This is a genomic window from Micromonospora sp. LOL_014, assembly GCF_048060245.1.
In the GTDB taxonomy this organism is placed as follows: Bacteria; Actinomycetota; Actinomycetes; order Mycobacteriales; family Micromonosporaceae; genus Micromonospora_E.
Map to the genome: position 1 here is coordinate 19,300 of NZ_JBHMIP010000010.1, position 23,397 is coordinate 42,696.

Consider the following 23,397-nt stretch of genomic DNA (forward strand, 5'->3'; position numbering starts at 1 on the left):
CCAGCATCCTCGACGGCATGATGTTCATGATCAGCGACGGTCGGGGAGACATCCATCCGTCGGCTGAACTGCCCACCGGACTCTTCTCGTTCGACATGCGGGTGCTCTCCACCTGGGATCTCACCGTCAACGGCGAAGGGCTCACCGCCCTGTCGGTCGACGACCTGCGGTACTTCGAGTCGCGGTACTTCCTGGTGCCCGGCGAACCGACCCACTACGTGGACGCCAACCTCTCGGTGATCCGGCAGCGGTCGGTCGGTGGCGGGCTGTTCCTGGAGCGGCTCACCGTCCTGAACCATCAGGACGTGCCGGTGGACCTGCGGATCCGCCTCGACATCAGCACCGACTTCGCGGACATCACCGAAGTCGCCGACGTGCAGAAGAAGGGCAAGATCTCCGTCGCGGTCGAGGACGGCACGCTGCGCCTGCTCTACCACCGGGAGAACCAGCGACGCGAGGTCGTGGTATCCAGCAGCGCGGACGCCGCCGTTGACGACCACGGCATGACCTTCGAGATCCAGGTCGGGCCGCAGGGCGCCTGGGATACCACCTTCCAGGTGGTGCTCTGGAGCCGCGGAACCGAAGGGCGGGACATCCGGGAGGCGGTGCCGGCCTACGATACCCCCGCAAAGGTGGAGACGGGCGAGGCGCTCGACGAATGGCTGGCCGCCGCGCCCACCCTCACCTGCGACTCGGCGAGCCTCGACCAGGCATACCGCCGCAGCCTCGTAGACCTGGCCGCGCTGCGGTTCCAGGGCAACACCCGCGGCGAGATGGTCTTCGCCGCCGGGCTGCCCTGGCTGATGGGCTTCTTCGGCCGGGACGCGATCATCACTAGCCTGCAGGCACTGCCGTTCGCCCCGCAGCTCACCCCCGCTGTGCTGCACACCCTCGCCGATGCGCAGGGCAGCCGGCTTGACGACTTCGCCGAGGAGGAGCCGGGCAAGATCCTGCAGGAGTTCCGGTACGGCGAACGCGCCGGCTACGAGGAGATCAGCGCCTGCCCCTACTACGGCGGTGCCGACACCACGCCGCTGTTCGTCGTGCTGCTCGACGAGTACGAACGGTGGACCGGCGACGCGGATCTGGTCCGGGAACTCGAGTTCCACGCCCGGCTCGCCCTGGACTGGATCGACTCGTACGGCGACATCATGGGCGACGGATACGTCTGGTACGCGTGCCGCAATGAACGCCTCGGAGTGCAGAACCAGGGGTGGAAGGACTCTGCCGACGCCATCTCCTACCGCGACGGTCGGCTGCCGGTCGGCCCCCGCGCAACCTGCGAACTGCAGGGCTACGCGTACGACGCGAAACGGCGGGGTGCCCGGCTGGCCCGCGACATCTGGTCCGACGCGGCCTACGCCGACCAGCTGGAACGCGAGGCGGCCGAGCTCAAGCGTCGGTTCAACGAGGAGTTCTGGATGTCCAACGGCAGGTACTACGCGCTCGGCATGGACGCCGACGGCAACCTGATCGACGCCTGCGCCTCGAACATGGGGCATCTGCTGTGGAGCGGTATCGCCGACCCGGACAAGGCCCGGCACGTCGTCGGTCACCTGATGAGCCGGCGGCTGTTCTCCGGCTGGGGGATTCGTACCCTCGCCGGAGGTGCCGGGCGGTACAGCCCGGTTGGCTACCACAACGGCACGATTTGGCCGTTCGACAACGCGCTGATCGCCTGCGGAATGCGCCGTTACGGCTTCGACGAGGAGGCGGCCGTTGTCGCCGGAGCGATGATCGGGGCCGCGCAGTTCTTCGACGGGCGGCTGCCCGGCGCGTTCACCGGCTACGACCGAGCGTTGACCAAGTATCCGGTGCAGTTTCCAGCTGCCTGCAGCCCGCACGCCTGGTCGGCCGGGGCGGTACTGATGTTCCTGCGCTCCATGCTCGGCCTGGACCCCAAGGGTGAACACCTGATCGTCCGCCCGCACCTACCGCGCGACATCGGTCGGATCGAGCTGCTGGACATTCCCGGTCGCTGGGGCGTGGTCGACGCGTTCGGTCGCGGGCACTGACCCGCGCTGGCACCGACCCTGTCGGTCACCCGGCTCGTCCGCCGGCATCCGACGGCGACGCGCCGGGGGAGTAGCCGGACCGGCGACCGGGTACCCCGTAGCGACGACCTGCCCGACCCCGTACGACCATGGGAAGGACCAACGGTGACTTCGACCACGCCCCGAACCACCCTCGTCGACCTGGCCACCGCACCCGGACCGTTCGTGTCGCTCTACCTGGACACCAGCGGCCGGGCCCCGGAAACCGCCGAGCAGGTCCAGCTGCGCTGGCGGGCGGCGCGTCGGCAGTTGGCCGAGGCGGGCGCGCCCGACCACCTGCTCGACGTGATCGGTGGGTTGACCGGGCGGGCCAATCTCGACGGCGACACCCTGGTGGTGGTCGCCGACGCCGACCGGGTGCGGCTGGTACGCCAGCTGCCGGAACCACCGGATCGGGAGACCGCCAGCTATGGTCCGGTCGCGCACCTGCTGCCGCTACTGCGCTGGGAGCAGCGGCAGCTGCCCGTGCTGGTGGTGGCGACCGACCGGGTCGGCGCCGAGATCGTCGCCCTGCAGCCGGACGGTGTGGAGGTGACCGAGACGGTCGCCGGGGAGACGTTGCACATCACCCGGTCGCATCCGGGTGGCTGGTCCCAGCGGCGGTACCAGCAGCGGGCCGAGGACCGGTGGGAGGCCAACGCGACGCTGGTGGCCGAGCGGCTCACCGAACTGGTCGACGAGGTCCGCCCCCGAGCGGTCGTGGTCACCGGGGACGTCCGGGCGGTGCAGTTCCTGCGGGACAAGTCACCGACCCGGGTCGCCGCACTGCTGCACGAGGTGCAGGGCGCCTACGACACCACCGACGCGGCGGTCGAACAGGCCGTCGACGTGGTGGAAGACATTGCCGACGCCGACGTGGCCGCCGCCGTGGCGGCGTACCGGCGGGAGATCGGCCAGGCCGACCGGGCCGCCGGTGGAGCGTCGGACACCCTCGCGACGCTGGCCCGCCGTCAGGTCGACACTCTGCTGCTGGTCGACGGTCCGCAGCTGACGACCCGTTCGGCGTACACCGGTCCGCAGCCCGACCAGGTGGGTGCCACGGCCGGTGCGGTGGCCGTCTTCGGAGTGACAGACCCCGTCGAGGTGCCGCTGGGTGACGCCGCCGTGCGGGCCGCCCTCGCCGGCGGCGCCCGGCTGGTGGTGGTGCCGGACAAGCTCGCCGACCAGGTGCCCGACGGCATCGGTGCGATCCTGCGTTACACCGTCTGACCGGGCGGCCGGGACGTCCGACCCGGCTGGCGGGCCGGTCAGCGGTGCGAATGCGGGCGGGCCACCAGCACCGGGCAGTGCGCGTGGTGCACCAGCGTCTGGCTGACCGAGCCGAGCAGCAGCCCGGTGAAGCCACCCCGACCGCGGGAACCAACCACCACCAGACCCGCCTTGCGGCTCGCCTCGACCATCACCGCGTCGGCCTCGACCCCTTCCAACGGCCGCCGCTCGATGGGCAGGTCCGGATGGTGTCGCCGAACGGCGGCGACCGCGGCGTCGAGCAGTTCGTCGGCCTCCCGGCGGGCGCTGTCGGCCGGCGCCGCGACTTCGGTGCTGTCCCGCATCGGACTCGGCCACCACACGTGGAGTACGGCCAGCCCGACCCTGCGCGCGGCGGCTTCGTCGGCCGCGGCGTGCAGGGCCTGCTCCGCGTGCGCCGACCCGTCGACGCCGACCAGCACCGGGCCGTCCGCCTCGACCGGCGCGTCCGGTGGTCGGACCACCAGCACCGGGGAGTGCGCGTGCCCGGCCACCTGTGAACTGACCGAGCCGAGCAGCAGTCCGGTGAAACCGCCGAGGCCCCGACTGCCGACCACCACGAGCTCCGCGTGCCGGGACTCCTCGATCAAGGTCGGTGCCCCGCCGGCCGCCACCTGCCGGGTCTGCACCGTGATGCCGGGCCGCTCGGCGCGCAGCTGCGCGGCGGTCTCGGCGAGCATCCGCTCACCTTCCTCGTTCGGCCCGGGTAGTTCGCCGTCGTACGGATTGATCGGGATCCCGTACCCGAAGGCGTGCAGATAGCCGTGGACCAGCACCAACGGCGCGCCGTGCCGGACCGCGGCCTCGGCGGCGTGTCGGGCGGCGCACAGGCTGGCTGGTGATCCGTCCACCCCTGAGACGATCGGGTCACTCATCGTTCCTCCCGGACCGTGTCGATCACGTTGGCCGGATCCCGACGTGGCGTCGGTCGGCCGGGCTGACCGTATCCGATCCTGATGACCATTTGTGGTGTTCCGAACCGGCCGAGCGCCAGCCGGAGCTGCTCGCGGGCCTGAGCGACCTCGATCGGCTGGGACAGCATCGACGTCGCCAGGCCAGCGTCGGTGGCCGTCAACAGCACCCGCTGCAGCGCCTGCCCGGCGGTCAGCTGGTCGCTTGGCGTGTTGCCGGTCGCGCCGAGCACCGCCACCAGCGGTTCGGACTCGAAATCGCGTCCCGCAGCGCGGCGGGTACTGCCAAACGGTCGTCGGGGAAGTAGATCGTGCGGCTCCGCGACCGGTCCGCCGGCGGCCGCCGGCACCCCGTCCGGTGCCGGGAAGTGCCGGGTCCACCTGGCCACTTCCGCCCGGTACCCGGGATCCCGGTCGAGCACCCGGTTGGCGCTGGTGGCGATCTCCGCTACGGCGGTGACGGCGGTTGAGCCGACCACCAGCTCCAGCCAGCCGCCCTCGGCCCGGGCCGCCTCGATCAGCCGCCGCCGCTCCGGCGGCGGCACCGGGTCCGGCCGCAACGGCAGCCGGTTGCTGTGCCGGCGTGGCACCGCGGCGTACAGCCGGGACTCGGCCGGCGTGGCCGGCCGCGGCGGTCCGGGCACCAGCCGGGCCAGCAGCCACGGGTCGGCCGGCTCGGGGCGGAGCCGGACCTCGGCCGGTGTGCCGGCGGCGACCAGGGCGAGCCGTAGGTTGAACAGGGCGGCCCCGCAGCCGATCCGGGCGGCCCAGCCGGTCGGATCGCAGGCGGTGAGCAGCCGGTCCGGGTCGAGCCGGAGCTCGATCGCGCCCTCGACCAGCCGGAACCGCCACGGCTGGCTGTTGTGCAGCGACGGGGCGCGGACCGCCGCGGTCACCGCGGTACGCAGCTGGGCCATGGTGAACGTGGTGGTCAGCATGACTACACGGTGCCCGGTCCCGGGCCGGCACCGGCAGGGTCGTACGTCCCGGATCCTCCCGGGCCACCGGGCCCGTCCGTCTTGCCTGCCGCGCCCCACCGTCACCGGCACCCGGTCCCCGGCCGGCCCGGCCGGTCCCGGCGCCCGGGACTTTGGTCCCTGGCCGCCGCGCCCCGCGACAGGGTAGAAACAGGGGATGATCCGCGTCTTCCTGCTCGACGACCATGAGGTCGTCCGCCGTGGCCTTGCCGACCTGCTGCAGAGCAGCGGCGACATCGAGGTGATCGGCGAGTCCGGGTCCGCGCAGGAGGCGGCCCGGCGCATCCCGGCGCTGCGCCCGGACGTGGCGATTCTCGACGCTCGACTGCCGGACGGCAACGGCATCGACGTCTGTCGCGACGTGCGGGCCGTCGACTCGTCCATCAACGGGCTCATTCTCACCTCGTACGAGGACGACGAAGCGCTCTTCGCCGCAATCATGGCCGGTGCCGCCGGCTACGTGCTCAAGCAGATCCGGGGCACCGACCTGGTGGACGCGGTACGCCGGGTGGCGGCCGGTCAGTCGTTGCTCGACCCGGCGGTGACCCGCCGGGTGCTGGAGCGAATTCGCAGCGGCGTCGAGGAGCCGCACGAGCTGAAGTCGCTCACCGAGCAGGAACGCCGGATCCTGGAGTACGTCGCCGAAGGGCTGACCAACCGGGAGATCGCCGGCAAGATGTTCCTTGCCGAGAAGACCGTGAAGAACTACGTCTCCAGTCTGCTCGCCAAGCTCGGCTTGGAACGGCGGACCCAGGCGGCGGTGCTCGCCACCCGGCTGCTCGGCCCGCGTCACTGACCCTCGGTCAGATCAGTCCCGTAACGGGACCTTGCCGGGTCAGATCAGTCCCGTAACGGGACCTTCCAGGTAAGGATGGTGCCGCGGGGATCCCCGGCGGCCACCGAGAAGGCTCCGCCGCGCTGCTCGGCACGTTCTCGCATGTTGACCAGCCCACCCCGGGCGGCGGCCGGGTCCACCCCGATCCCGTCATCGGTCACCGTGAGCGCGAGTTCACCTTCGAGTGCCGACACCCGTACCGTCACCTGATTCGCCCGGGCATGCCGTACTACATTGGACAGCGCCTCTCGCAGCACCGCCAGCAGGTCCGGACGGAGCTGGTCCGGCACGGCGCTGTCCACCGGCCCGTCCAGCTGCAGGGCGGGCCGGAAGCCCAACCCGTCGGCGGCCAGGTCGACCGCCTCGCGCAACTCGGTACGCAGGGCCGCGCTCATCGGGGTACGCAGCTCGAAGATCGCCCGGCGGATGTCCCGGATGGTGGAGTCCAGATCGTCGACGGCGGTGTTGATCCGTTTTCCGATCTCCGGTCGACCACTGCACAGCGGCATGGCGCTCTGCAACTGCAGCCCGGTGGCGAACAGCCGCTGGATCACCACGTCGTGCAGGTCGCGGGCGATCCGTTCCCGGTCCTCCAGCACCACGAGCAGCTCGCGTTCCTCCTGCGCTCGGGCCCGCTCGATGGCCAGCGCCGCCTGACCGGCGAAGCTGGCCAGCAGCGGCGCGTCCCCGTCGGTCGGCCCGGCAGCGTCCGCGTGGTGCGCCACCACCAGCACGCCGTGCAGCGTCTCCGCGACCGTCAGTGGAGAGATCACCGCTGGTCCGGCGGTGACCGGCACCGGCCACGGTGCCGCCTTCGCCAGGCTCTCCACCATGATCGGCTCACCGCTGGTGATCGCGCCGGCGAAGCTGGTCTCACCAGCCGGCAGCACCGCGCCGACCAGCCCGAAGGTCGACCCGTCCACCACCTCGACCGTGAACTGGGCCGCCTCGTCGTCGTTGACCAGGACCAGGACCATGTCTGCCTCGGCCACCTCACGTGCCCGCCGGGCGACCAGGGTCAGCGCGTCGGTGCGGCGCACGGTGCCGAGCAGTACGCCGGTGATCTCCGCGGTGGCGGCCAGCCAACGTTCGCGTCGGTTGGCCAACTCGTACAGCCGGGCGTTTTCGATCGCCACGCCGGCGGCGGCGGCCAGCGCCGTCACGATCTCCTCGTCGTCCTCGGTGAACTCGGCCGCACCCTGCTTCTCGGCCAGGTACAGGTTGCCGAAGACCTGGTTGCGGATGCGCAGCGGCACTCCCAGGAAACTGTGCATCGGCGGATGGTGCGGCGGAAACCCGTACGACCGGGGGTGCCTGGTGATGTCCGGCATCCGCACCGGCGCCGGATCGTCGATGAGCAGGCCGAGAACGCCTCGACCGTGCGGCAGGTCACCGATCGCCGCGTGCGTTTGCGGATCGATGCCGTGGGTGACGAAATCGACCAGCTGGCGGTCCGGGCCGATCACCCCGAGGGCGCCGTACCGGGCCCCGGCCAACCCGCACGCCGCCTCGACGATGCGCCGCAAGGTGCTGTGCAGCTCCAGGTCGGTGCCGATGCCGACCACCGCGTCGAGCAACGCACGGAGCCGCTCCCGACTGGTGACGACCTCGCCGACCCGGTCGAGCATCTCGTGTAGCAGCTGGTCCAGTCGGACCCGGGACAGTGGGGTCAGCCCGAGCGACGGCGCGTCGCGGTGCTCGTCCGGCGGGGGGTTCGCGGCGCTCACAGCGACGATGCTAACCGGCCCGTCGCCGGACCGGCTCGGCTCGCCGCCCGCCGGGCCGGCCCACTCAGTGCCGGGTCGGCCGGATGACGACCAGCGGACACTGACTGCGGTACAGCAGGGCGTTGCTCACCGAGCCGAGCAGCAGCCCGGTGAAGCCGCCCCGCCCGCGGGCGCCAATCACCAGCAGCTGACCCCGGGCCGACTCTTCGGTCAGCACCTTGGTCGCCCGACCCTGGACCGACAACTGCCGTACGGTCAGGTCGGGATGCCGCTCGCGGACCCCGGCCACCGACTCGGCGAGCAGCGCCTCCTCCTCTGCCTGCAGGGCTGCCGCGTCGTAGACCAGCGGTTGCATGTCACCCGGTCCGATCGACGGCGGATGGGTCCAGGTGTGGACCGCGAGCAGCTCCGTGCCACGCAGGTCGGCCGCCTCGGCGGCGAAGCCGACGGCCTGTGCGGACAGCTCGGAGCCGTCCACCCCGACGATCACTGGACCGCTGCGGTCACAGTCGCCCCGGGCCACCAGCACCGGACCGTCGGCGTGGGTCGCCACCTGGGAGGCGACCGAGCCGACCAGCGCCCCGGAGATCGGTCCGAACCCGTGGTCGCCGAGGACGACCAGCGCTGCGGAGCGGGCCTCGGCGAGCAGGACCACGGTGGCGGCCCCGTCGACCACCTGGGTGGCGATCTCGAGCTGCGGCGCCTCGTCGGCCGCCGCCCGGGCGGCCTCGTCGACGATCTCCCGGGTGTACCGTTCGACTTCGCCCTCCGGCGGCACCGCTGGTGCCAACGCCATCGGTGCCTGCAGCGCCGGCCAGACGAAGGCGTGCACGATCCGCAGCGGGCGCCGTCGCATCGCGGCCTCCCGGGCGGCCAGCCGGGCGGCCTGCACTGCGGCCTTGGAACCGTCGACACCGACCAGTACGGGTCCGTCGGGACTCATCGGCCCTCCGCAGGGTCGGCGGCGTGGGGTTTTGCGGTGTCCACCGCACTGGTGTCCACCAGCTGCGCCGCCGGCATCCTCGGCGGGTGCGGCGGGCCGGCGTGGTCCGGGCTGGCGATGCCGAGCCGTAGCACCAGGTACGGGTAGCCGAGCCCGGCGAGGATGTGCCGCAAGGTCTGCCGGGTGGCGGCCACCTCGACCGCCCCGCTCAGCGGCACCACCGAAATGCCCAGCTCGGTCGCGGTCAGCCAGGCCGAGGAGAGCGCCTCGCCGGCGGCCAGCCAGGACGCCGGTTCGTCGTCGGCACCGAAGAGCAGGGCGTAGACGGCAGCCCGGTCGTGCCCGCCGCCGACCGGCAGAGTGCCGGCCCGGCCGAAGTCGCGTCCGGGCACCGTGGTCTGCGCGGCGCGTTCCGGCAGGACCTCGTCGGGCAGTCCGGTGCCGGGCGGGGTGCCCAGCCCGGTCCAGTAGTCGAGCTCGCTGCGGATCTGCGGGTCCTCCGACTCGACCTCCTCCGCCCGGCTGGCTGCTGCGGCGAGCAGCATCACCTGGTCGGAGGAGAGGATTTGCAGCTGGACGCCGGCTCCGGCGGCGGCGGTGATCGCGGTGACCGCCGCGACCGGCAGCGGCTCGTCGCTGACCGGCCGGCGGTCGGTGTGTCGCACCTGCATCGCCTGGAACATCCGGACGGTGTCGGGCTGGATCGCGATCCGTTCGGTGGGTCGTAGCACCGCCAGCAGATCCTCCTCGGCCGGGTCCGGCGACCGCTGCACCTGGGCCGTCCAACCCTGGGCGGCGAGCGCGATCCTCGCGTGGTGCAGCGCGGCACCGCAGCTGAGGATCAGTAACCGGCGGTCCGGATCGGTGGCCGGCAACTGCCGATCCCGGGCAGCGCGCAGCTCCAGACTGTCCGGCCGAACCCGCCAGTGCCAGGGCTGGGTGTTGTGCACCGACGGCGCGTGGCCGGCGGCTGCGGCGGCCTCGGTCAGTACGGCGGCCAACGGCCGGGCGCCGGTCGCGGCGTCGGCGCCGGTCACCGCCGTGTCGACGCCGGTCCCGGTGCTGGTGCTGGTGCTGGTCCCCTTGGTGGTCGCCTCGTCCATCTGCTGCCTCCTGGTCAGGGTCTGCTACGCCGCCGGCTCACGGCCGACGGGACGCGGGGAATCCGGACCCGAACCACGTCCGTTCCCGCTCCGGGACAGATGTAACACCAGTGCGGGCAGCGCCGCGACAGCGGCACAGGCCGCCAACTCGGGTAAGCGCCAGCGGCTCGGCGCCCAGCAGCGTGTGCAGCGGGCCGAGGTAGACCCCGGCGAGCTGCAGCAGACCCGCGCCGGCCACTGCGAAAACCAACGCCGGGTTCGCCATCCGCCGCCGTACCCCGTTGGAGGCGCGCCGGTGGTGAGCACCCGGTGAGCAGGCCGGCGCCGAGCACCGACTCGGTCGGTGGTCTGGGCGGCCGACGCGGCACGTCCGGCTCGGCCGGTCGTTCCTGGCCGACCTACCCCGGCCCTGGCTGGAGCGGCTGTCGTACCAGGCGCGCCCCGGGGTCCGGCACAGCGGGCAGCAGATCTTCCGGAAGGGGCGGACGGCGGACCGGTTCTGGCTGCTGCGGACCGGGCAGGTGGTGTTGAACTTCCAGGTGCCGGGCCGTGGCGAAATCGACATTCAAACGGTTGCGGCCGGGAGCGTGCTGGGCTGGTCGTGGCTGCGCGGGTCGCGACGGGTGATGGTCGCGACGAAGTGACCGGTTGGTAATCGGACCCAGTGTGCGAACGCCTGCGGTGGGGTGGTCGTTGGAAGCGTGTCCGCCCAGCCGGAGCTCAGGGCGCGGTACAGCATGATGCGTTGTCTCGATAGGCATCGATTCAACTGATGGGGTGACGGGCCAACTCGCGGACGTCCCCGCTGCGTGCTGCCGTCTCGGCTGGCCGCCACCACGTCGAGAGGAGACAGATGAGCATCGAGTACGCCGCCCGGCAACTGCCCGTGGTCGTGATCGGCGCCGGCCCGGTGGGACTGGCCGCCGCCGCCCACCTCACCGGGCACCGGGTCCCGTCGCTGGTGCTGGAAGCAGGCGCCGCCGCCGGTGCCGCGATCCGCAACTGGCAGCATGTACGGCTGTTCAGCAGCTGGCGGGACAACATCGACCCGGTTGCCGGCCGACTGCTCGACGCCGCCGGCTGGTCGGTACCCGAACCCGGGCACCACCCGACCGGAGCCGAACTGATCGAGGAGTACCTGCTGCCGCTGGCGAAGCTGCCAGTGCTGGCCGACCGGATCCGCTACGGCACCCGGGTCACCGGGATCACCCGGCTCGGCGTCGACCGGCTGCGCGGCCCCGGACGCGGCGACGCGCCGTTCGTGGCCCGCCTGGCCGATGGCACCGAACAACTCGCCTGCGCCGTTGTCGACGCGTCGGGGACCTGGGACACCCCCAACCATCTGGGCGGCGAGGGCCTGCCCGCGTTCGGCGAGCCGGCCGCAGCCGCACATCTCGACTTCGCCCTGCCCGATGTGCTCGGCGTCAACCGCGCGGAACATGCCGGCCGGCACACCGTCGTGGTGGGCGCCGGACACTCGGCCGCCAACACCTTGCTCGACCTGATCGAACTGGCCGACCAGCAGCCTGGCACCCGGATCACCTGGGCGGTCCGTCGGGTCACCGCCGATCCGATCTTCGCCCCGGGTGCCGCCGACGCGTTGCCGGCACGCGGGGCGATCGGCACCCGGCTGCGCCAACTGGTCGACGTTGGTCGGATCGTCCTGGAGACCGGATTCGTCACGCATCGGGTGGAGCAGCTGTCCGACCTTGGCCCGGTCCGGCTGTCCAGCCGCGACGGGCGGACCGTCGTCGCCGACCGGGTGGTGGTCGCCACCGGGTTCCGTGCCGACCACCGGCTCGCCAGCGAGCTCCGCCTCGACCTGGACCCGGTGCTCGGCACCAGCCGTGGCCTGGCCACCCTGCTCGACCCCGGGCCGGCCCGGGGTTGGTCGGCGCCGGCACCCGGAGTCGACGAGCTGCGCCATCCCGAGCCGGGCTACTTTGTCGTCGGCATCAAGAGCTACGGCCGGGCGTCGGCCTTCCTGATGGCCACCGGCTACCACCAGGTCCGGCAGATCGCCGCCGAACTTGCCGCCGCACCGGTCAGGTCGGCGGCCGTCGGCGGCTGGCGTGGCGGCACTCACCGTTTCCGCTGGTCACCGGCGTGGCGGGCCGACCGCCCGGTCGCCGCGGCCTACGGCGACCAGGTCGGTAGCCGGTGAGTCCGGTGGACGCCAGCACGAACCGGACCCAGATCGGGGTGCCCCGGTCGGCGAGCCGCCAGCGGACAGCCGGCGAGGAACGCGACGAACCGGGTACCGGGGCCGTCCGCCCCAATCGACACGTCGTACGAGTGGACCGCCCCGGTGGTCACCTCACAGCCCTCCGTGGAACGTCCGGGAGATGACGTCGCGCTGCTGCTCGGCGGTGAGCCGCACGAAGTTCACCGCGTACCCGCTGACCCGGATGGTCAGCTGCGGGTACCGCTCCGGGTGCCCCATCGCGTCCTCCAGGGTGGCCCGGTCCAACACGTTGACGTTGAGGTGGAAGCCGCTGGCGGGCGATCCCGCAGGCCAGGAACCGGTGCACCGGGTAGTCGTGCAGCGCCATCTGCAACCGTTCGTACGCGTACCGGTCGTGCATGTGGTGGATGACGTTGAGCGCGGTGACGTAGGTGGCGGCCAGCCAGTCCAACGTCCGGTCGAAGGCCGCGAGGACCTCGTCGTAGTCGAGGACCTCCCCGCCGACCGGCTGACTCACCGGGGCAATCTGCTCGCCGGTGACCTCATCGCGGCCGCCGTTGATCGCGTGGGCCTTGGCCAGGTTTGCCCGGGCCCCGAAGAACTGCATGTCCCGGCCGAGGCGCATCGCCGACACGCAGCAGGCGATCGCGGTGTCGTCGTCGTACCAGGACCGCAGCGTGTCGTCGTTCTCGTACTGGATGGCGCTGGCGTCCAGCGACACCTGGGCGCAGAATTTCTTGAGCCCGTCGGGCAGCGTGGGGGACCGGAGTACGGTCAGGTTCGGCTCCGGCGCCGGTCCCAGGTTGTAGAGCGTCTGCAGGTAGCGGAACGTGGTCCGGGTGACCAGGGTCCGTCCGTCGGTGCCGGTCCCGCCGAGGGATTCGGTCACTCAGGTGGGGTCGCCGGAGAAGAGTTCGTCGTACTCGGGGTGCGCAGGAAGCGGATGATCCGCAACTTGAGCGCAGAGTCGTCGACCAGCTCCTGCGCGGCCAGCTCGGTCAGCTGCCCGGAGTCGATGTCGCGCTGCAGGTAGACGTCGAGGAACGTGGCGGTCCGGCCGAGCGACATCGCCGCGCCGTTCTGCTCCTTGCCGGCGGCCAGATAGGCGAAGTACAGCCATTGGACCGCCTCCCGGGCGCCGGCGGCCGGCCGTGAGCCGTCGTAGCCGTACGCGGCTGCCATCTCGACCAGCTCACCGAGTGCCCGGATCTGCTCGGCCAGCTCCGCCCGGTCGCGGATCACGTCGTCGGTGGACGGGACCAGGTCCAGCGCCTCGCGCTGCGCCCGGCGGTCGGCGATCAACCGGTCCACACCGTACAGGGCGAACCCGCCGATAGTCACCGATGATCCGTCCCCGCCTGTAGGCGTCCGGCAGCCCGGTGACGATGTGCGAGCGGCGGGCCCGCAGTACGTCGGCCGGGTAGGCGTCGAAGACGGCGTCGTTGTGGGTCTTGCGGTACGTGGTGAAGATTCGGTGCACCTGTGGGTCGGCCGGGTAGCCGGGAGCATGCGCGGTGATCGTGGACGGCGTCGCGAAGTCGACGTCGTAGACGCCCCGACGGCGTTCCTCGACGAACATGTCCCGCAGCCGGTCCCAGACCGCCCGGGTCCGGTCGGGCCGGTCAGGAACCCGGCGTCGCCGGTGTACGGCGTGTGGTTGGCCTGGACGAAGGCGGCCACGTCGATCGTGTCCCGCCACCGTCGTCCCTGGAAGGTCCGCCACGGATCGTGGATCTGCTCGGCGAACACGTCAGCCTCCATGGGTGGAAGGCCCGGCGGGTCAAGGGACGGCCCGCCGGGCGGGTGGTCGTCGGCGCGCCAGCTCAGGGCACGTCGGCCGGGATGGTGTCGCGGATCACCGCGACCGGGCTGTGACTGTGGTGCAGCAGCTGCTGCGACACCGAGCCGAGTAGCAGGCCGGTGAAGCCGCCCCGGCCGCGCGAGCCGACCACCACCAGGCTGGCGGTACGCGACGCGTCGACCAGGACCCGGCCCGGGTTGTCGCCAACCGCCTCGGCGGTCATCGTGACCTCGGGATACTTTTCCCGCCACCCGGTCAGCTCGTCGTCGAGCAGGGCACGCTCGGCGGCGACGATCTCCCGAGGGTCGAAGGCCGGTGGCTGCCACCGCTGTGCCGGTGGGTGCCAGGCACGCAGCACCCGCAGCGGCACCAGCCGGCTGGCCGCCTGCTCGACGGCGAAGCGCAGCGCGGCCAGTGACGGCTCGGAGCCGTCCACGCCGACCACCACTGAGGCGGTGGGGTGTGCCGCACCGCGAACCACCACCACCGGGCAGTGTGCGTGCGCGGAGACGGCCACGCTGGTCGACCCGAGCAGCAGGTCTGCGAAGCCGCCGTGCCCCCGGTTGCCGACCACCAGCAGCGCCGCGTCCCGGGACTTCTCACGCAGCCGTAGGGCGGCGGGTCCGTCGAGGACGACGGTGCTGATGTCGGCGTCCGGGTGCGTCTCGGCGGCCTCGGCGGCCGCCACCCGCAGCATCGTCTCCGCGTCGCGCCGGGAGGCCGCGTTCGGCCAGCTGGTCGGCACGGGGGCCAGCGGACCGGTCCCGGTCGGCCACTCGAAAGCGAACGCGAGGACCACCGGGGTGGCGGTCCGGACGGCTTCGGCGACCGCCCAGCTGACCGCGGCGTCGGCGCTGGACGAGCCGTCGTACCCTACGACGACCGGCCTGATCACGGCCATCACCTCCGGCTCAGCTCGTGGGGTCGGCGGCCGAGCAGACCAGCGCGGGAACGGGGATCACCACGACCGGGCAGGTGGCCTTGCGGATACACTCCTCGCTGACCGAGCCGAGCACGGTGTGCTGCAGGCGGCCGTGCCCGTGGCTGCCCAGGACCAGCAGGTCCGCGCCGCGGGCGGCGGTGGTCAGCACGTCGGCGGCGCGGCCCTCGACCACCTCGCCGACGACCGGCGACGCCGATCCGACCCGGGCGGTCAGCGCGGTGATCTCCTGGTCCAGCAGTTCGCTGGCGCGTTGCCGCTCCTCGATGGGGCTGACCGTGGTTCCACCGTCCCACCGCCAGGCGACGACGGCGCGCAGCGCGCCGCCCCGCTCGGCGGCTTCCCTGGCGGCCCAGTCGAGAGCCTGGCGGCTGCCCTCGGAGCCGTCGACACCGACGACGATCAGGTGACTGGCGCTCATGGTCCTCACTCCTTCAGTCGCACCTGACTACAGTCCACCTCCGTCGACGGCTGGGGGACAGGTGCGAAGGACCCGCCGTTGCGGGACTGGGGTCCCGTCGGTCGACCGGCCGGCGTCGGCGGCCCGGCCGGGGTCGGATGTGGATCGGCCGGCGGCGATACGGTCGGCGTCGGCGTCGGCGGTCCGGCCGATGCCGGCTGGCCGCCGGTGAACAGCGCGAGTAGTTCGCCGACCAGGTGGTCGCATTCGGCCGGATGTCGGAACGGCACGTGCGGATTGACCGTGTACTCGTTGCGCCGGCCGACCCGGTGCCGGGCGAGGTATCCGGCTTCCTCCAGGTCGGCGACGATGGTGTGCGCCGCGCGTTCGGTTATCCCGACCCGCGCCGCCACGTCCCGCAGCCGGGCCCGTGGGTCGCGGGCGATGGCGAGCAGGACGTGTCCGTGGTTGCTGAGGAGGGTCCAGGGCGGAAGGCGCCACGTGTCGGGGGTTGTCACAGCGTAATCATATGAGTACCAATACGTGAACATCGTCCACATGGCTGCCGTGTCCTGACCGTTCCGTGCTGCCGTGTCCCGACCGGGCGGGCCGGCTCACCGGCTCAACCGTCGGGCCCCTAGCATCCGGGCCCACCAGGGACGACGGCTGTCGGCGACGACCCGTGGCGCCCGCCTCCTGCACGGTCGAGGGTGACCCGCACGCCGGTCAGTCGCCGACGGCCGGCCGGGGGCCGCCTTCGCGGACGATCGCCGTCGCGCACCCGGCATGGTGCAGCACCGCCTGGCTGACCGCGCCGAGCGGAACCCGCAGCGGATGGTCGCCACGGGCTCCGACGACCACCAGACCGGCCTGGGTGGCACGCTCGATCAGCACCCGGGCCGGCGGGCCGTTCACCACTTGCTGACGGACCGCGACGTCGGGATGCTTCTCCTGCCACGGGGTCACCGCCGCAGCGAGTTCGTCGGCGGTCGCCGCCGAGGCGTCGGCCCAGCTCGACTCGCTCTCCCAACTGCGCACGACGATCAGGTCGCTGTCCCGTTGCGCGGCGGCGTCGAAGGCGAAGCCGAGCGCCCGCTCCGAGCCGGCTGAGCCGTCCACGCCGACCAGCACCGGCGCGGCCGGTTCGGGGGCCGGCTCGGAGCCGGCCCGGGCGACCAGCACCGAGCAGTCGGCGCGGGCGGCGATCTGTACGGCGAGTGCGTCCAGCGGCAGGCAGGTCCACCGGGCCAGGTCCCCGTCGCCGATCACGATCAACGACGCCATCCGGGACTCCCGGAGCAGCGCGGTGGCCGGGGCGTTCTCGGACACCTCGGTGGTGACGTCGATTCCGGGGGCCGTCCGGGTGGCGATCTCCACAGCGCGTTCGACGAGCTGGTAGGCGTCCGGCTGGGGGTCGTCGCCACCGGACAGGTCGTCCGGGATCCAGTTGAGGGCGTGCACCAGCCGCAGCGGCCGGTGCGCGGTGGCGGCTTCCCGGGCGGCCAGGGCGACGGCGGCCCAGCTGGATGCCGAGTCGTGGACGCCGGCTATGATCCGGTCGCGGGCCGGTGCGGCGTGCTCCGACATCGCAACTCCTTTCACCGCTTCAGTCCGGTGCGTGGGCCGCTGCAGCGACCCGGCTCGGATCGAGAAAGGGGAGCTCACCTGCGAGGATAGCGCTCAGTGACCCCGCTCCGGGTCGATTCCGGTCGACCGGGCAGGATGGGGTCATGATCTCGGCGGTGGTGTTCGACATGGACGGCGTACTCATCGACACCGAGCCGGTCTGGGAGCAGGTCCGGCGCGACTACGTGGCCGGGGCCGGTGGTCGGTGGCTGCCGGACGCCCAGCAGCGGCTGATGGGGATGAGCACCCCGGAGTGGGCCGGCTACCTGGACGCGGACCTCGGCGTCGGGCGCGGCGCCGACCGGGTCGCTGACGAGGTGATCGACGCCATGGCGGCGCGGTACCGGGCCGAGCTGCCGTTGATCCCAGGCGCGATCGAGGTGGTCCGCGACCTCGCCGGGCGGTTCCCGCTCGCGCTGGCCAGCTCCTCCCCCCGCCGTCTGATCGAACAGGTGCTGGCCACGGCGGGGCTCACCGAGGCGTTCCGGGCGACCGTGTCGACCGAGGAGTGCGCGGCCGGCAAGCCGGACCCCGAGGTCTACCAGGTGGCGGCACGGCTGCTCGGCGAACCGCCGGGGCGGTGCCTGGCGGTGGAGGATTCGAGCAACGGGCTGCGGTCCGCCGTGGCCGCCGGTCTGGTGGTGGTCGCGGTGCCACACCCCGCGTATCCGCCGGCGGCCGACGCCCTGGCCGGCGCGACGCTCGTCGTCGACCGCCTCGACGAGGTGACGGTCGACCGGGTGCTCGCCCTCGCCGTCGACAGGGGATAGACATGCCACCGGCGGTTCCGACCCGGCGCGGGTGAGCCGGATCCGCCGGGAGAGTCCCCGGGGCGGATCCTCTAGACTGCGCCTGGCAGCGCTCCCAGCCGACCACGAGATCCTGGTCGGACGCATCCCCCGGAGGTCTCCGCCGTGAGCATTGAGGACCGAGTTCCGGTCGGGGTGGACACCACCCGCCCTAGCGTCGCCCGCGTGTACGACTACATGCTCGGCGGCAAGGACAACTTCGCGGTCGATCGCCAGGCCAGCGAGATGGCGCTGCAGGTCACCCCCGACGGTCCGCTGGCCGCCCGGGCCAACCGCGGCTTCCTACGCCGCGTGGTGGGGCACCTGGTCGCCGAGGCCGGCGTGCGGCAGTTCCTCGACATCGGCTCGGGCCTGCCGACCCAGGGAAACGTGCACGAGATCGCCCACCAGGTCGACCCGCAGGTGCGGGTGGTGTACGTGGACAGTGATCCGATGGTGCTGGCACACGGTCGGGCGCTGCTCGACAGCTCTCCGATGACCACCGTCGTCCAGGCGGACGCCCGCGACCCGGAGCAGATCCTGGCCAACCCCGACGTACAGTCGATGATCAACCTGGATCAGCCGGTCGGTCTGCTGATGCTCGGCATCCTGCACCATCTCGGTGACGACGAGGATCCAGCCGGGGTGGCGACGGTCTACCGGAACGCGGTCCCGAGCGGGAGCTACCTGGCCCTGTCCCACTTCCACCACCCGGGTGACAGCCAGCCGGAGGCCGCCCGCAAGGCGCTCGTGGTCGAGAAGATCTTTAACCAGACGTTGGGTACCGGTCGGTGGCGCCAGCGTGACGAGATCCTCGGGTACTTCGGCGACTTCGAGATGCTCGAACCGGGCCTGGTGCCCCTTGCGGAGTGGCGCCCGGACCATGACGACGAGCCGTCGGAGCAGACCGACACCTACTACACCTTCGTCGGCGGCGTCGCCCGCAAACCCTGACCCACCGCGTCCGTCCCGTACGCTGTCGTAGCCGCCGCGCCCTTGCCGTAACCGGGCCTGCTGGCAGGCAGGGCTACACCGCGCGTGCTAGCGTCCGACAGCCTGGGGCGCCGGCGGTGACCGTCGATGCCCGTGGCCGGTCGCCCCACGACCGCACCCGTGCACCTTCTGCGGAGGTACGCCGTACCTTCGGATCCTTCGTCGAACGCCTGGCACAGCATCGAGACCAACGCTTTCGGGCTGGATGAGTTCGTCAGTGGTGTCTCGGCAACGAGATGGACGGGCCTTGACAGCTGGGTCATCAGACCGCCGATGTCAACCGTGGGCAGCGGGAGTCCCTCGTGCTCGACATCGACCTGCGGGCATCCCCCGGCTACCGGGTCGTTGAGCAGGGCGTGCTGACCGACCCGGACGTGCGGGCCGCCAACACGTCGGCGCAGCCGGACCGGGTCCGTCCCCAGACCCTTCCCGGCCCGGCGGCCGACCAGGGGGCGGCTGTCGGTGATGCTGCCGCCCGTCTCCTGGACGATGGTGCGTCTGGCGACGCCGGCTGATCCGCCGACCGGGTCCGGGTGACACCTCTCTGTGGTGGGGAGTACGCCCGCGACGCCCCGGCGCGGCATCCGTCGGACCGTCACGGGCACCGTCCCGCAACTGCTAACGTCGGCTCCGCAGCCCCCCGCGAGCGGGGGGTGCTGTGCTGAGCGACTGGCTGCAGCCGTTGCTGTCGATGGACAGTGCGTTGATCTACCTGCTGGTCGGGCTGTTGGTGTTCGCCGAGGACGCGCTGTTCGTCGGCTTCGTGTTCCCCGGCGAGACCGCTGCGGTGCTCGGCGGCGTCGCCGCCAGCCTCGGCACCATCTCGCTGCCCGGCATCACCGTGGTCGTGGTCAGTGCGGCCGTGGCCGGCGATACCACCAGCTATCTGATCGGCCGGGCCCTGGGGCCCCGGCTGCTGCGGATGCGTTTCCTGCGCAAGCGGCAGGCCTGGGTGCGGCGGGCGCAGCACCAGTTGGCGGTACGGGGCGGCACCGCGGTCTTCGTTGGCCGGTTCGTGACCTTCTTCCACGCGGTGATGCCCGCCCTGGCCGGCGCGGCACACATGCCGTACCGGCGGTTCTTTCTTTACAACGTCGCCGGCGCGTTGGTCTGGGGGGTCGGCACGGTGCTGATCGGCTACCTGGCCGGCAGCTCCTACGCCGCGATCGAGGAGGTCGCCGGCCGGGCAGCCGCCGTCGTGGTCGCGGTGCTGGCGCTCGGGGCGCTCGTCGTCTGGCGGCTACGGGCCGCCCGCCGCGAATGTGCACCCGACGCGGCCGCCGGCCAGCCGGCATCCGGTCGTCACCGGCCCGGCCGAGGCCGTGACGGCTGCGACCGGTCCGGTGACCATGCCTGACGACCAACCAGCCGCGCCCGGCGACGAATTCCTACGCCGGCACCGGTAGCAGCTCCGCCATCCGCAGCCCGTCAGCGGTCGGCGGCGACAGGGGCAGCCGGTCGATCTCGTTGACCGGCACCCACCGGATGGCGTCCGCACTGCCGCCGACCTCGGTGACAACCGGCTCGCCCGGCCCCACCCGCGCGCTGTGCAGCAGCCCGACCACGTGCCAGTCGGTGCCGTTGCGGTGCGCCAGGTACGACCGCACGTCCAGCAACCGCGACGACATCACCTCCAGCCCGGCCTCCTCCTGCAGCTCCCGGGCGAGCGCCTCGCTGGGCTGCTCGCCCGGATCGAGACCACCTCCCGGCAGGTGCCACGCACCCGGCTCGAACACCGGAGACGCCTCGGACAACCGGCTCAGCAGCACCGCTGAGTCGCGGACGACCACCGCGTACGCGCCCACCCGTATACGAGGACCTTCGCTCACCATCAACCTCCAGCTCGTAGCGACTTGGCAGTGCCCACACCGGCCGCCGGCCGGCTCAGGTGAACGACGCCGGGTGTGGCCGGTGGCCGGACGGGTACCCGTCCGGCCACCGGCCACACCTTCGGGTGGCGGCCGCTACCGCGCGGCGCAGGACAGCGTCGGCACCGGGTTGCTGCCGCTCCAACTGCCGATGAAGCCGAAGGTCGTGCTCTGTCCGGCGCCGAGGTTGCCGTTGTAGCTGACGTTGGTCGCCGAGACACTCGCCCCGGTGCTGGTGACGGTGGCGTTCCATGCCTGGTTGACCGACTGACCGCTGGCGAACGTCCAGCTCACCCGCCAGCCGCTGAGCGCCGAACCGCCCGCAGTCACCCGGACCTCACCCTGGAAACCACCCTGCCACTGACCGACCACCGCGTACGTCGCGGTGCACGCCCCGGCCGGCGGCTGGGTGGTGGGGGGTGTGGTGGTGGGGGGTGCGGTGGTGGGGGGTGCGGTGGTGGGCGGTGGCGTACCGCCGCTGTAGATGGTCGCCTCCCGAGCGGTCTCCCGGATTCCGTCGGCACCGTTGAACAGCCGCTGACCCCACGAGGTGAGGCTGTTGACGTTGAAATTGTTCACCATGTCGAGGTATTCGACGCCGCCGCTGTTGCCGCTCCACGACCAACCGAGCCAGCCGATGCCGTGCTGCCGGGTGTAGGACAGGATCGAATCCTCGTCCGGGTTGCCGTCGGAATGGTCGTGCCCGAACTCGCCGACCGCGATCGGCAGCCCGGCCGAGCGGAACCGCCCGAGGTAGTTGCTGATCTCGGCGGCGGTGTCGAACACGCCGTACATGTGGATCGAGAAGATCAGGTTGCGGGTCGGGTCGGCGTTCCACACCGACTGCGCGTTGTCGCGCATCGTGAAGGTCCAGTCCTGTCCCCAGTTCGGTGCGTCGACCATGATCGCGTGTTCGAAACCGGCGTCGCGCAGCCGCTGTACCGCGCTCGTGGTGTGACTGGCCCAGCTCTGGTAGCCGCTGTTGCCAAACGGCTCGTTGCCGATGTTGATGATGACGTAGTTCTCCTGGCCGCGCAGCACGCTGGCCAGGCTGATCCAGTAGTCGGCGGCGGACGCCAGGGTCGCGGCGGCCCCCTCCTCGCCGTACCCGGTGGTGTCGTGCACCTCCAGGACGCAGATCAGCCGGTTGGCCTTGCACAGCGAAATGACGTTGGCGACGTCACTGGCATCGTTGCGGGTCCACCGATGGCCGTTGCTGAGCACCACCCGGACGGCGTTCGCGCCCAAGGACTTGATGTTGGCGAAGGAACTGGTCTGGCTGGGGTACCAGGTGTGTGCGTGGTTGACCCCGCGCAGGACGAACGGAGTGCCGTTCGCCTCGACCAGCCGGCCGCCGCTGACGTGCAGACCGACGGCGGCGTGTGCGGGCTGGACCAGTACCACGACGGAGGTGACCAGGGCGAGCAGCGTCGCGGCCGCGACGCTCAGACGTGTCTTCATGACCTACCTCGGGTAGCGACCCGTGGGTGACCCACGGGGACGAAAGACACCTGCTGACCTGGCCAGCGCGGTGTCGGCGACTACCCGGCCCTTCACGCAGGCATCAGAGTAGACCGGCGCGGTCCCGCTACGCAACCGGTTAAGTTGCTCCGTCCCTGGTGTCGGTCCGCACCTCTGGCTGATCGTGCCCGGTAACCGCCGCTACCGGCGTCGACGTCCGGTGATCCGGGGTCGACGCCGGTAGTGGACCGGTCAAGTCAGCGGGTCTCGGTAGCCACCTTGTACAGCCGCTCCGGCGTCACCGCGCCGGCGAACAGCCGGCCGTCGTCGGCGATCAACGCGGTGAACAGCGCACTGGAGAACAGCCGGCCGCTGCCCCACGGGCCGTCGACCGCCGGCAGATCACCCAGCATCTGCATGACTTGGGCGCCCTCGGCGGACTCACCGGCGTGCTCCTCGACCGCGGTCGCCGCCTCGGCCGGCGGCGTGATCACCAGGACGGTGCCCCAGCCGCTGCCGACCGTACGGACCGCGTCCTCACTGTCCGCCCAACCCCGCGCCAGCTCCTCCAGCATGCCGTCGGTCTCGGCGTCGCCCGGCAGCTGGTCCGGACCTCGGGAACCGTCACCCGGCGCCGCGACGTCGTCCTCGCCCGCCTCGATCACCTCGGTGCCCGGCGGTGGGTTGAAGACGAACTGCTCCTCATCCGGTGTGTCGAAGCTGACCTGGGTGAACGCCGTCTCGATGGCGGCCCGGTCGGCGCCGACCGGATAGACCGCGAACCGCAGCGGCACGTACTCCACCGAGTCGATCGCGATCCGGATCTCCTCGACCAGCGAGTCCTTGTCGCGTGGGGTGAGCACCAGTTCGTACGCGGTCCGCCCGGCGAGCTCCGCCGAGCGGCCCACCGACACCTCGGTGCTCGGGTCGATCGCCTCCAGCACTTCGTCGGCCGCCGCCTGCGGGGTGATGGGCAGCTCCGGCGTCGGATCGGCGCCGGCCCGCTCGCCCGCCGCGTCGGCGTGATCGCCCTCGGCCGGCAACTCGAAGTGGGTGGCCTGCTGCTGCTGGCTGGACCAGATCCAGACGTCCCGTCCGTTGCGGATGACGTCGGTCTCGCCCAGCGTGCGGACCATCGCCAACCGGGCCTGGTCCGGACCGGCATACCAGACGCGCAGAGTCTGCGTGCCGTTGATCAGCGAGCCGAGCCCGTTGCCGGCACCGATCTGACCGGCCAGGTTGAGCGCCGTCGGCAGGCCCAGCTCGGCGCGGTGCACGACAGTCCCGGACATGCCGTCGATTTCGGCGGTCTGCAGGTCGACCAGCAACTGCTCGGCGCTGCGCGGCGGCAGGACCGGGTCAGCGGACGCGGCGAGCGCCCCCACGGCAACGCCGCCGCCGACGAGCACCGCCGCCGACGCGGCGGGGACCAGCCAGCGCATCGCCGGCCGGGATGTGAATACCGACATCTTCGTACCTCCTGCCACCCATCGTGCGTCGGGTGTACTGAGACGTTGCTGAGAGCCGGTGGCCAAGC

At 71.9% G+C, this 23,397-nt stretch carries 22 protein-coding genes and 3 pseudogenes; 9 read left to right on the forward strand and 16 right to left on the reverse strand.

Annotated elements, in window-relative coordinates; genetic code table 11:
* The first annotated feature begins 17 nt into the window (after positions 1-17).
* Together ACFHW1_RS10875 and ACFHW1_RS10880 are read left to right on the forward strand one after the other, a co-directional pair.
* Positions 18-2,015 carry a glycogen debranching N-terminal domain-containing protein gene (locus tag ACFHW1_RS10875; protein WP_416615386.1) on the forward strand — a complete coding sequence of 666 codons (1,998 nt, stop codon included), beginning with the start codon at positions 18-20 and terminating at the stop codon, positions 2,013-2,015.
* Between the two features lie 144 nt (positions 2,016-2,159).
* Positions 2,160-3,263: a Vms1/Ankzf1 family peptidyl-tRNA hydrolase gene (locus ACFHW1_RS10880; protein ID WP_416615329.1), complete on the forward strand. Its 1,104-nt coding sequence runs from the start codon at positions 2,160-2,162 to the stop codon at positions 3,261-3,263.
* Positions 3,264-3,301: 38 nt separating this feature from the next.
* Here the strand turns inward: ACFHW1_RS10880 and ACFHW1_RS10885 are convergent, their stop codons facing one another.
* Together ACFHW1_RS10885 and ACFHW1_RS10890 are read right to left on the reverse strand one after the other, a co-directional pair.
* Positions 3,302-4,177, reverse strand: coding sequence for a universal stress protein (locus ACFHW1_RS10885; protein ID WP_416615330.1), 876 nt, complete (start codon positions 4,175-4,177; stop codon positions 3,302-3,304).
* Positions 4,174-5,151: an Acg family FMN-binding oxidoreductase gene (locus ACFHW1_RS10890; protein ID WP_416557295.1), complete on the reverse strand. Its 978-nt coding sequence runs from the start codon at positions 5,149-5,151 to the stop codon at positions 4,174-4,176. Before ACFHW1_RS10890 ends, ACFHW1_RS10885 begins: the two co-directional genes overlap by 4 nt.
* 196 nt (positions 5,152-5,347) lie before the next feature.
* Between ACFHW1_RS10890 and ACFHW1_RS10895 the strand changes: the two genes are divergently transcribed.
* Positions 5,348-5,986: a response regulator gene (locus ACFHW1_RS10895; protein WP_123600861.1), complete on the forward strand. Its 639-nt coding sequence runs from the start codon at positions 5,348-5,350 to the stop codon at positions 5,984-5,986.
* A 44-nt stretch (positions 5,987-6,030) separates the two neighbouring features.
* Here the strand turns inward: ACFHW1_RS10895 and ACFHW1_RS10900 are convergent, their stop codons facing one another.
* From ACFHW1_RS10900 to ACFHW1_RS10910, 3 genes are all read right to left on the reverse strand, one after another.
* Positions 6,031-7,698 (reverse strand): GAF domain-containing protein, encoded by a 1,668-nt coding sequence (locus tag ACFHW1_RS10900; RefSeq protein ID WP_416568811.1) that lies wholly within the window; start codon positions 7,696-7,698, stop codon positions 6,031-6,033.
* Between the two features lie 118 nt (positions 7,699-7,816).
* Positions 7,817-8,695, reverse strand: a complete 879-nt coding sequence (locus ACFHW1_RS10905) for a universal stress protein (protein WP_416557296.1) — start codon at positions 8,693-8,695, stop codon at positions 7,817-7,819.
* The gene (locus ACFHW1_RS10910) at positions 8,692-9,798 is read right to left on the reverse strand and encodes an Acg family FMN-binding oxidoreductase (RefSeq protein ID WP_416615332.1); all 1,107 of its coding nucleotides are present in this window, start codon (positions 9,796-9,798) and stop codon (positions 8,692-8,694) included. The genes ACFHW1_RS10905 and ACFHW1_RS10910 overlap by 4 nt, the downstream gene beginning before the upstream one ends.
* A 521-nt stretch (positions 9,799-10,319) precedes the next feature.
* Between ACFHW1_RS10910 and ACFHW1_RS10915 the strand changes: the two genes are divergently transcribed.
* Together ACFHW1_RS10915 and ACFHW1_RS10920 are read left to right on the forward strand one after the other, a co-directional pair.
* Entirely contained in the window at positions 10,320-10,442 is a 123-nt protein-coding gene (locus ACFHW1_RS10915; RefSeq protein ID WP_416568784.1) for a hypothetical protein, read from the forward strand.
* A 209-nt stretch (positions 10,443-10,651) separates the two neighbouring features.
* Positions 10,652-11,962: an FAD-dependent oxidoreductase gene (locus tag ACFHW1_RS10920; protein ID WP_416568785.1), complete on the forward strand. Its 1,311-nt coding sequence runs from the start codon at positions 10,652-10,654 to the stop codon at positions 11,960-11,962.
* 153 nt (positions 11,963-12,115) lie between these two features.
* Here the strand turns inward: ACFHW1_RS10920 and ACFHW1_RS10925 are convergent, their stop codons facing one another.
* The 8 genes and pseudogenes from ACFHW1_RS10925 to ACFHW1_RS10960 form a co-directional block, all read right to left on the reverse strand.
* Complete coding sequence (locus ACFHW1_RS10925; RefSeq protein WP_416568812.1) at positions 12,116-12,241, reverse strand: glycine radical domain-containing protein; 126 nt, start codon at positions 12,239-12,241, stop codon at positions 12,116-12,118.
* Positions 12,242-12,362: 121 nt separating this feature from the next.
* Positions 12,363-12,872: pseudogene (locus tag ACFHW1_RS10930) on the reverse strand (pyruvate formate lyase family protein); the annotation flags it as partial.
* Positions 12,869-13,324, reverse strand: coding sequence for a pyruvate formate lyase family protein (locus ACFHW1_RS10935; protein WP_416615334.1), 456 nt, complete (start codon positions 13,322-13,324; stop codon positions 12,869-12,871). The gene ACFHW1_RS10935 and the pseudogene ACFHW1_RS10930, both read right to left, overlap by 4 nt.
* Before the next feature lie 43 nt (positions 13,325-13,367).
* Positions 13,368-13,562: pseudogene (locus tag ACFHW1_RS10940) on the reverse strand (hypothetical protein); the annotation flags it as partial.
* A gap of 244 nt (positions 13,563-13,806) precedes the next feature.
* Entirely contained in the window at positions 13,807-14,685 is an 879-nt protein-coding gene (locus ACFHW1_RS10945) for a universal stress protein (protein ID WP_416615336.1), read from the reverse strand.
* Positions 14,686-14,695: 10 nt separating this feature from the next.
* Positions 14,696-15,145 carry a universal stress protein gene (locus tag ACFHW1_RS10950; RefSeq protein ID WP_416557301.1) on the reverse strand — a complete coding sequence of 150 codons (450 nt, stop codon included), beginning with the start codon at positions 15,143-15,145 and terminating at the stop codon, positions 14,696-14,698.
* A 206-nt stretch (positions 15,146-15,351) separates the two neighbouring features.
* Positions 15,352-15,642 (reverse strand): annotated as a pseudogene (locus ACFHW1_RS10955) (helix-turn-helix transcriptional regulator); the annotation flags it as partial.
* Positions 15,643-15,850: 208 nt separating this feature from the next.
* Positions 15,851-16,711, reverse strand: coding sequence for a universal stress protein (locus tag ACFHW1_RS10960; RefSeq protein ID WP_416557302.1), 861 nt, complete (start codon positions 16,709-16,711; stop codon positions 15,851-15,853).
* A gap of 143 nt (positions 16,712-16,854) precedes the next feature.
* On the opposite strand from ACFHW1_RS10960, the gene ACFHW1_RS10965 reads away from it, so the two are divergent.
* The 4 genes from ACFHW1_RS10965 to ACFHW1_RS10980 all read left to right on the forward strand — a co-directional run bounded on the left by ACFHW1_RS10965 (position 16,855) and on the right by ACFHW1_RS10980 (position 19,888).
* On the forward strand, positions 16,855-17,520 hold the full coding sequence (locus ACFHW1_RS10965) for an HAD family hydrolase (RefSeq protein WP_416557303.1): 666 nt from the start codon (positions 16,855-16,857) through the stop codon (positions 17,518-17,520).
* A gap of 144 nt (positions 17,521-17,664) precedes the next feature.
* The gene (locus ACFHW1_RS10970; RefSeq protein WP_416615338.1) at positions 17,665-18,492 is read left to right on the forward strand and encodes an SAM-dependent methyltransferase; all 828 of its coding nucleotides are present in this window, start codon (positions 17,665-17,667) and stop codon (positions 18,490-18,492) included.
* A 341-nt stretch (positions 18,493-18,833) separates the two neighbouring features.
* Positions 18,834-19,046 carry a hypothetical protein gene (locus tag ACFHW1_RS10975; protein WP_416557305.1) on the forward strand — a complete coding sequence of 71 codons (213 nt, stop codon included), beginning with the start codon at positions 18,834-18,836 and terminating at the stop codon, positions 19,044-19,046.
* Between the two features lie 143 nt (positions 19,047-19,189).
* Complete coding sequence (locus tag ACFHW1_RS10980) at positions 19,190-19,888, forward strand: DedA family protein (protein WP_416557306.1); 699 nt, start codon at positions 19,190-19,192, stop codon at positions 19,886-19,888.
* Between the two features lie 31 nt (positions 19,889-19,919).
* Here the strand turns inward: ACFHW1_RS10980 and ACFHW1_RS10985 are convergent, their stop codons facing one another.
* The 3 genes from ACFHW1_RS10985 to ACFHW1_RS10995 form a co-directional block, all read right to left on the reverse strand.
* A complete protein-coding gene (locus ACFHW1_RS10985) occupies positions 19,920-20,360 on the reverse strand; it encodes an NUDIX hydrolase (protein WP_416557307.1) in 441 nt (146 codons plus the stop codon).
* Between the two features lie 135 nt (positions 20,361-20,495).
* On the reverse strand, positions 20,496-21,860 hold the full coding sequence (locus ACFHW1_RS10990; RefSeq protein ID WP_416615340.1) for a cellulase family glycosylhydrolase: 1,365 nt from the start codon (positions 21,858-21,860) through the stop codon (positions 20,496-20,498).
* A gap of 257 nt (positions 21,861-22,117) precedes the next feature.
* Entirely contained in the window at positions 22,118-23,329 is a 1,212-nt protein-coding gene (locus ACFHW1_RS10995) for a LolA family protein (protein WP_416568792.1), read from the reverse strand.
* Positions 23,330-23,397: the final 68 nt, after the last annotated feature.

Excerpts from the sequence above, each read along its gene's own strand:
- ACFHW1_RS10910 (WP_416615332.1), bottom strand. The coding sequence starts at position 9,798 with ATGGACGAGGCGACCACCAAGGGGACCAGCACCAGCACCAGCACCGGG.
- ACFHW1_RS10895 (WP_123600861.1), top strand. The coding sequence starts at position 5,348 with ATGATCCGCGTCTTCCTGCTCGACGACCATGAGGTCGTCCGCCGTGGC.
- ACFHW1_RS10990 (WP_416615340.1), bottom strand. The coding sequence starts at position 21,860 with ATGAAGACACGTCTGAGCGTCGCGGCCGCGACGCTGCTCGCCCTGGTC.
- ACFHW1_RS10925 (WP_416568812.1), bottom strand. The coding sequence starts at position 12,241 with ATGGGGCACCCGGAGCGGTACCCGCAGCTGACCATCCGGGTCAGCGGG.
- ACFHW1_RS10945 (WP_416615336.1), bottom strand. The coding sequence starts at position 14,685 with ATGGCCGTGATCAGGCCGGTCGTCGTAGGGTACGACGGCTCGTCCAGC.
- ACFHW1_RS10950 (WP_416557301.1), bottom strand. The coding sequence starts at position 15,145 with ATGAGCGCCAGTCACCTGATCGTCGTCGGTGTCGACGGCTCCGAGGGC.
- ACFHW1_RS10890 (WP_416557295.1), bottom strand. The coding sequence starts at position 5,151 with ATGCTGACCACCACGTTCACCATGGCCCAGCTGCGTACCGCGGTGACC.
- ACFHW1_RS10875 (WP_416615386.1), top strand. The coding sequence starts at position 18 with ATGATGTTCATGATCAGCGACGGTCGGGGAGACATCCATCCGTCGGCT.
- ACFHW1_RS10960 (WP_416557302.1), bottom strand. The coding sequence starts at position 16,711 with ATGTCGGAGCACGCCGCACCGGCCCGCGACCGGATCATAGCCGGCGTC.
- ACFHW1_RS10995 (WP_416568792.1), bottom strand. The coding sequence starts at position 23,329 with ATGTCGGTATTCACATCCCGGCCGGCGATGCGCTGGCTGGTCCCCGCC.
- ACFHW1_RS10965 (WP_416557303.1), top strand. The coding sequence starts at position 16,855 with ATGATCTCGGCGGTGGTGTTCGACATGGACGGCGTACTCATCGACACC.
- ACFHW1_RS10905 (WP_416557296.1), bottom strand. The coding sequence starts at position 8,695 with ATGAGTCCCGACGGACCCGTACTGGTCGGTGTCGACGGTTCCAAGGCC.
- ACFHW1_RS10920 (WP_416568785.1), top strand. The coding sequence starts at position 10,652 with ATGAGCATCGAGTACGCCGCCCGGCAACTGCCCGTGGTCGTGATCGGC.
- ACFHW1_RS10885 (WP_416615330.1), bottom strand. The coding sequence starts at position 4,177 with ATGAGTGACCCGATCGTCTCAGGGGTGGACGGATCACCAGCCAGCCTG.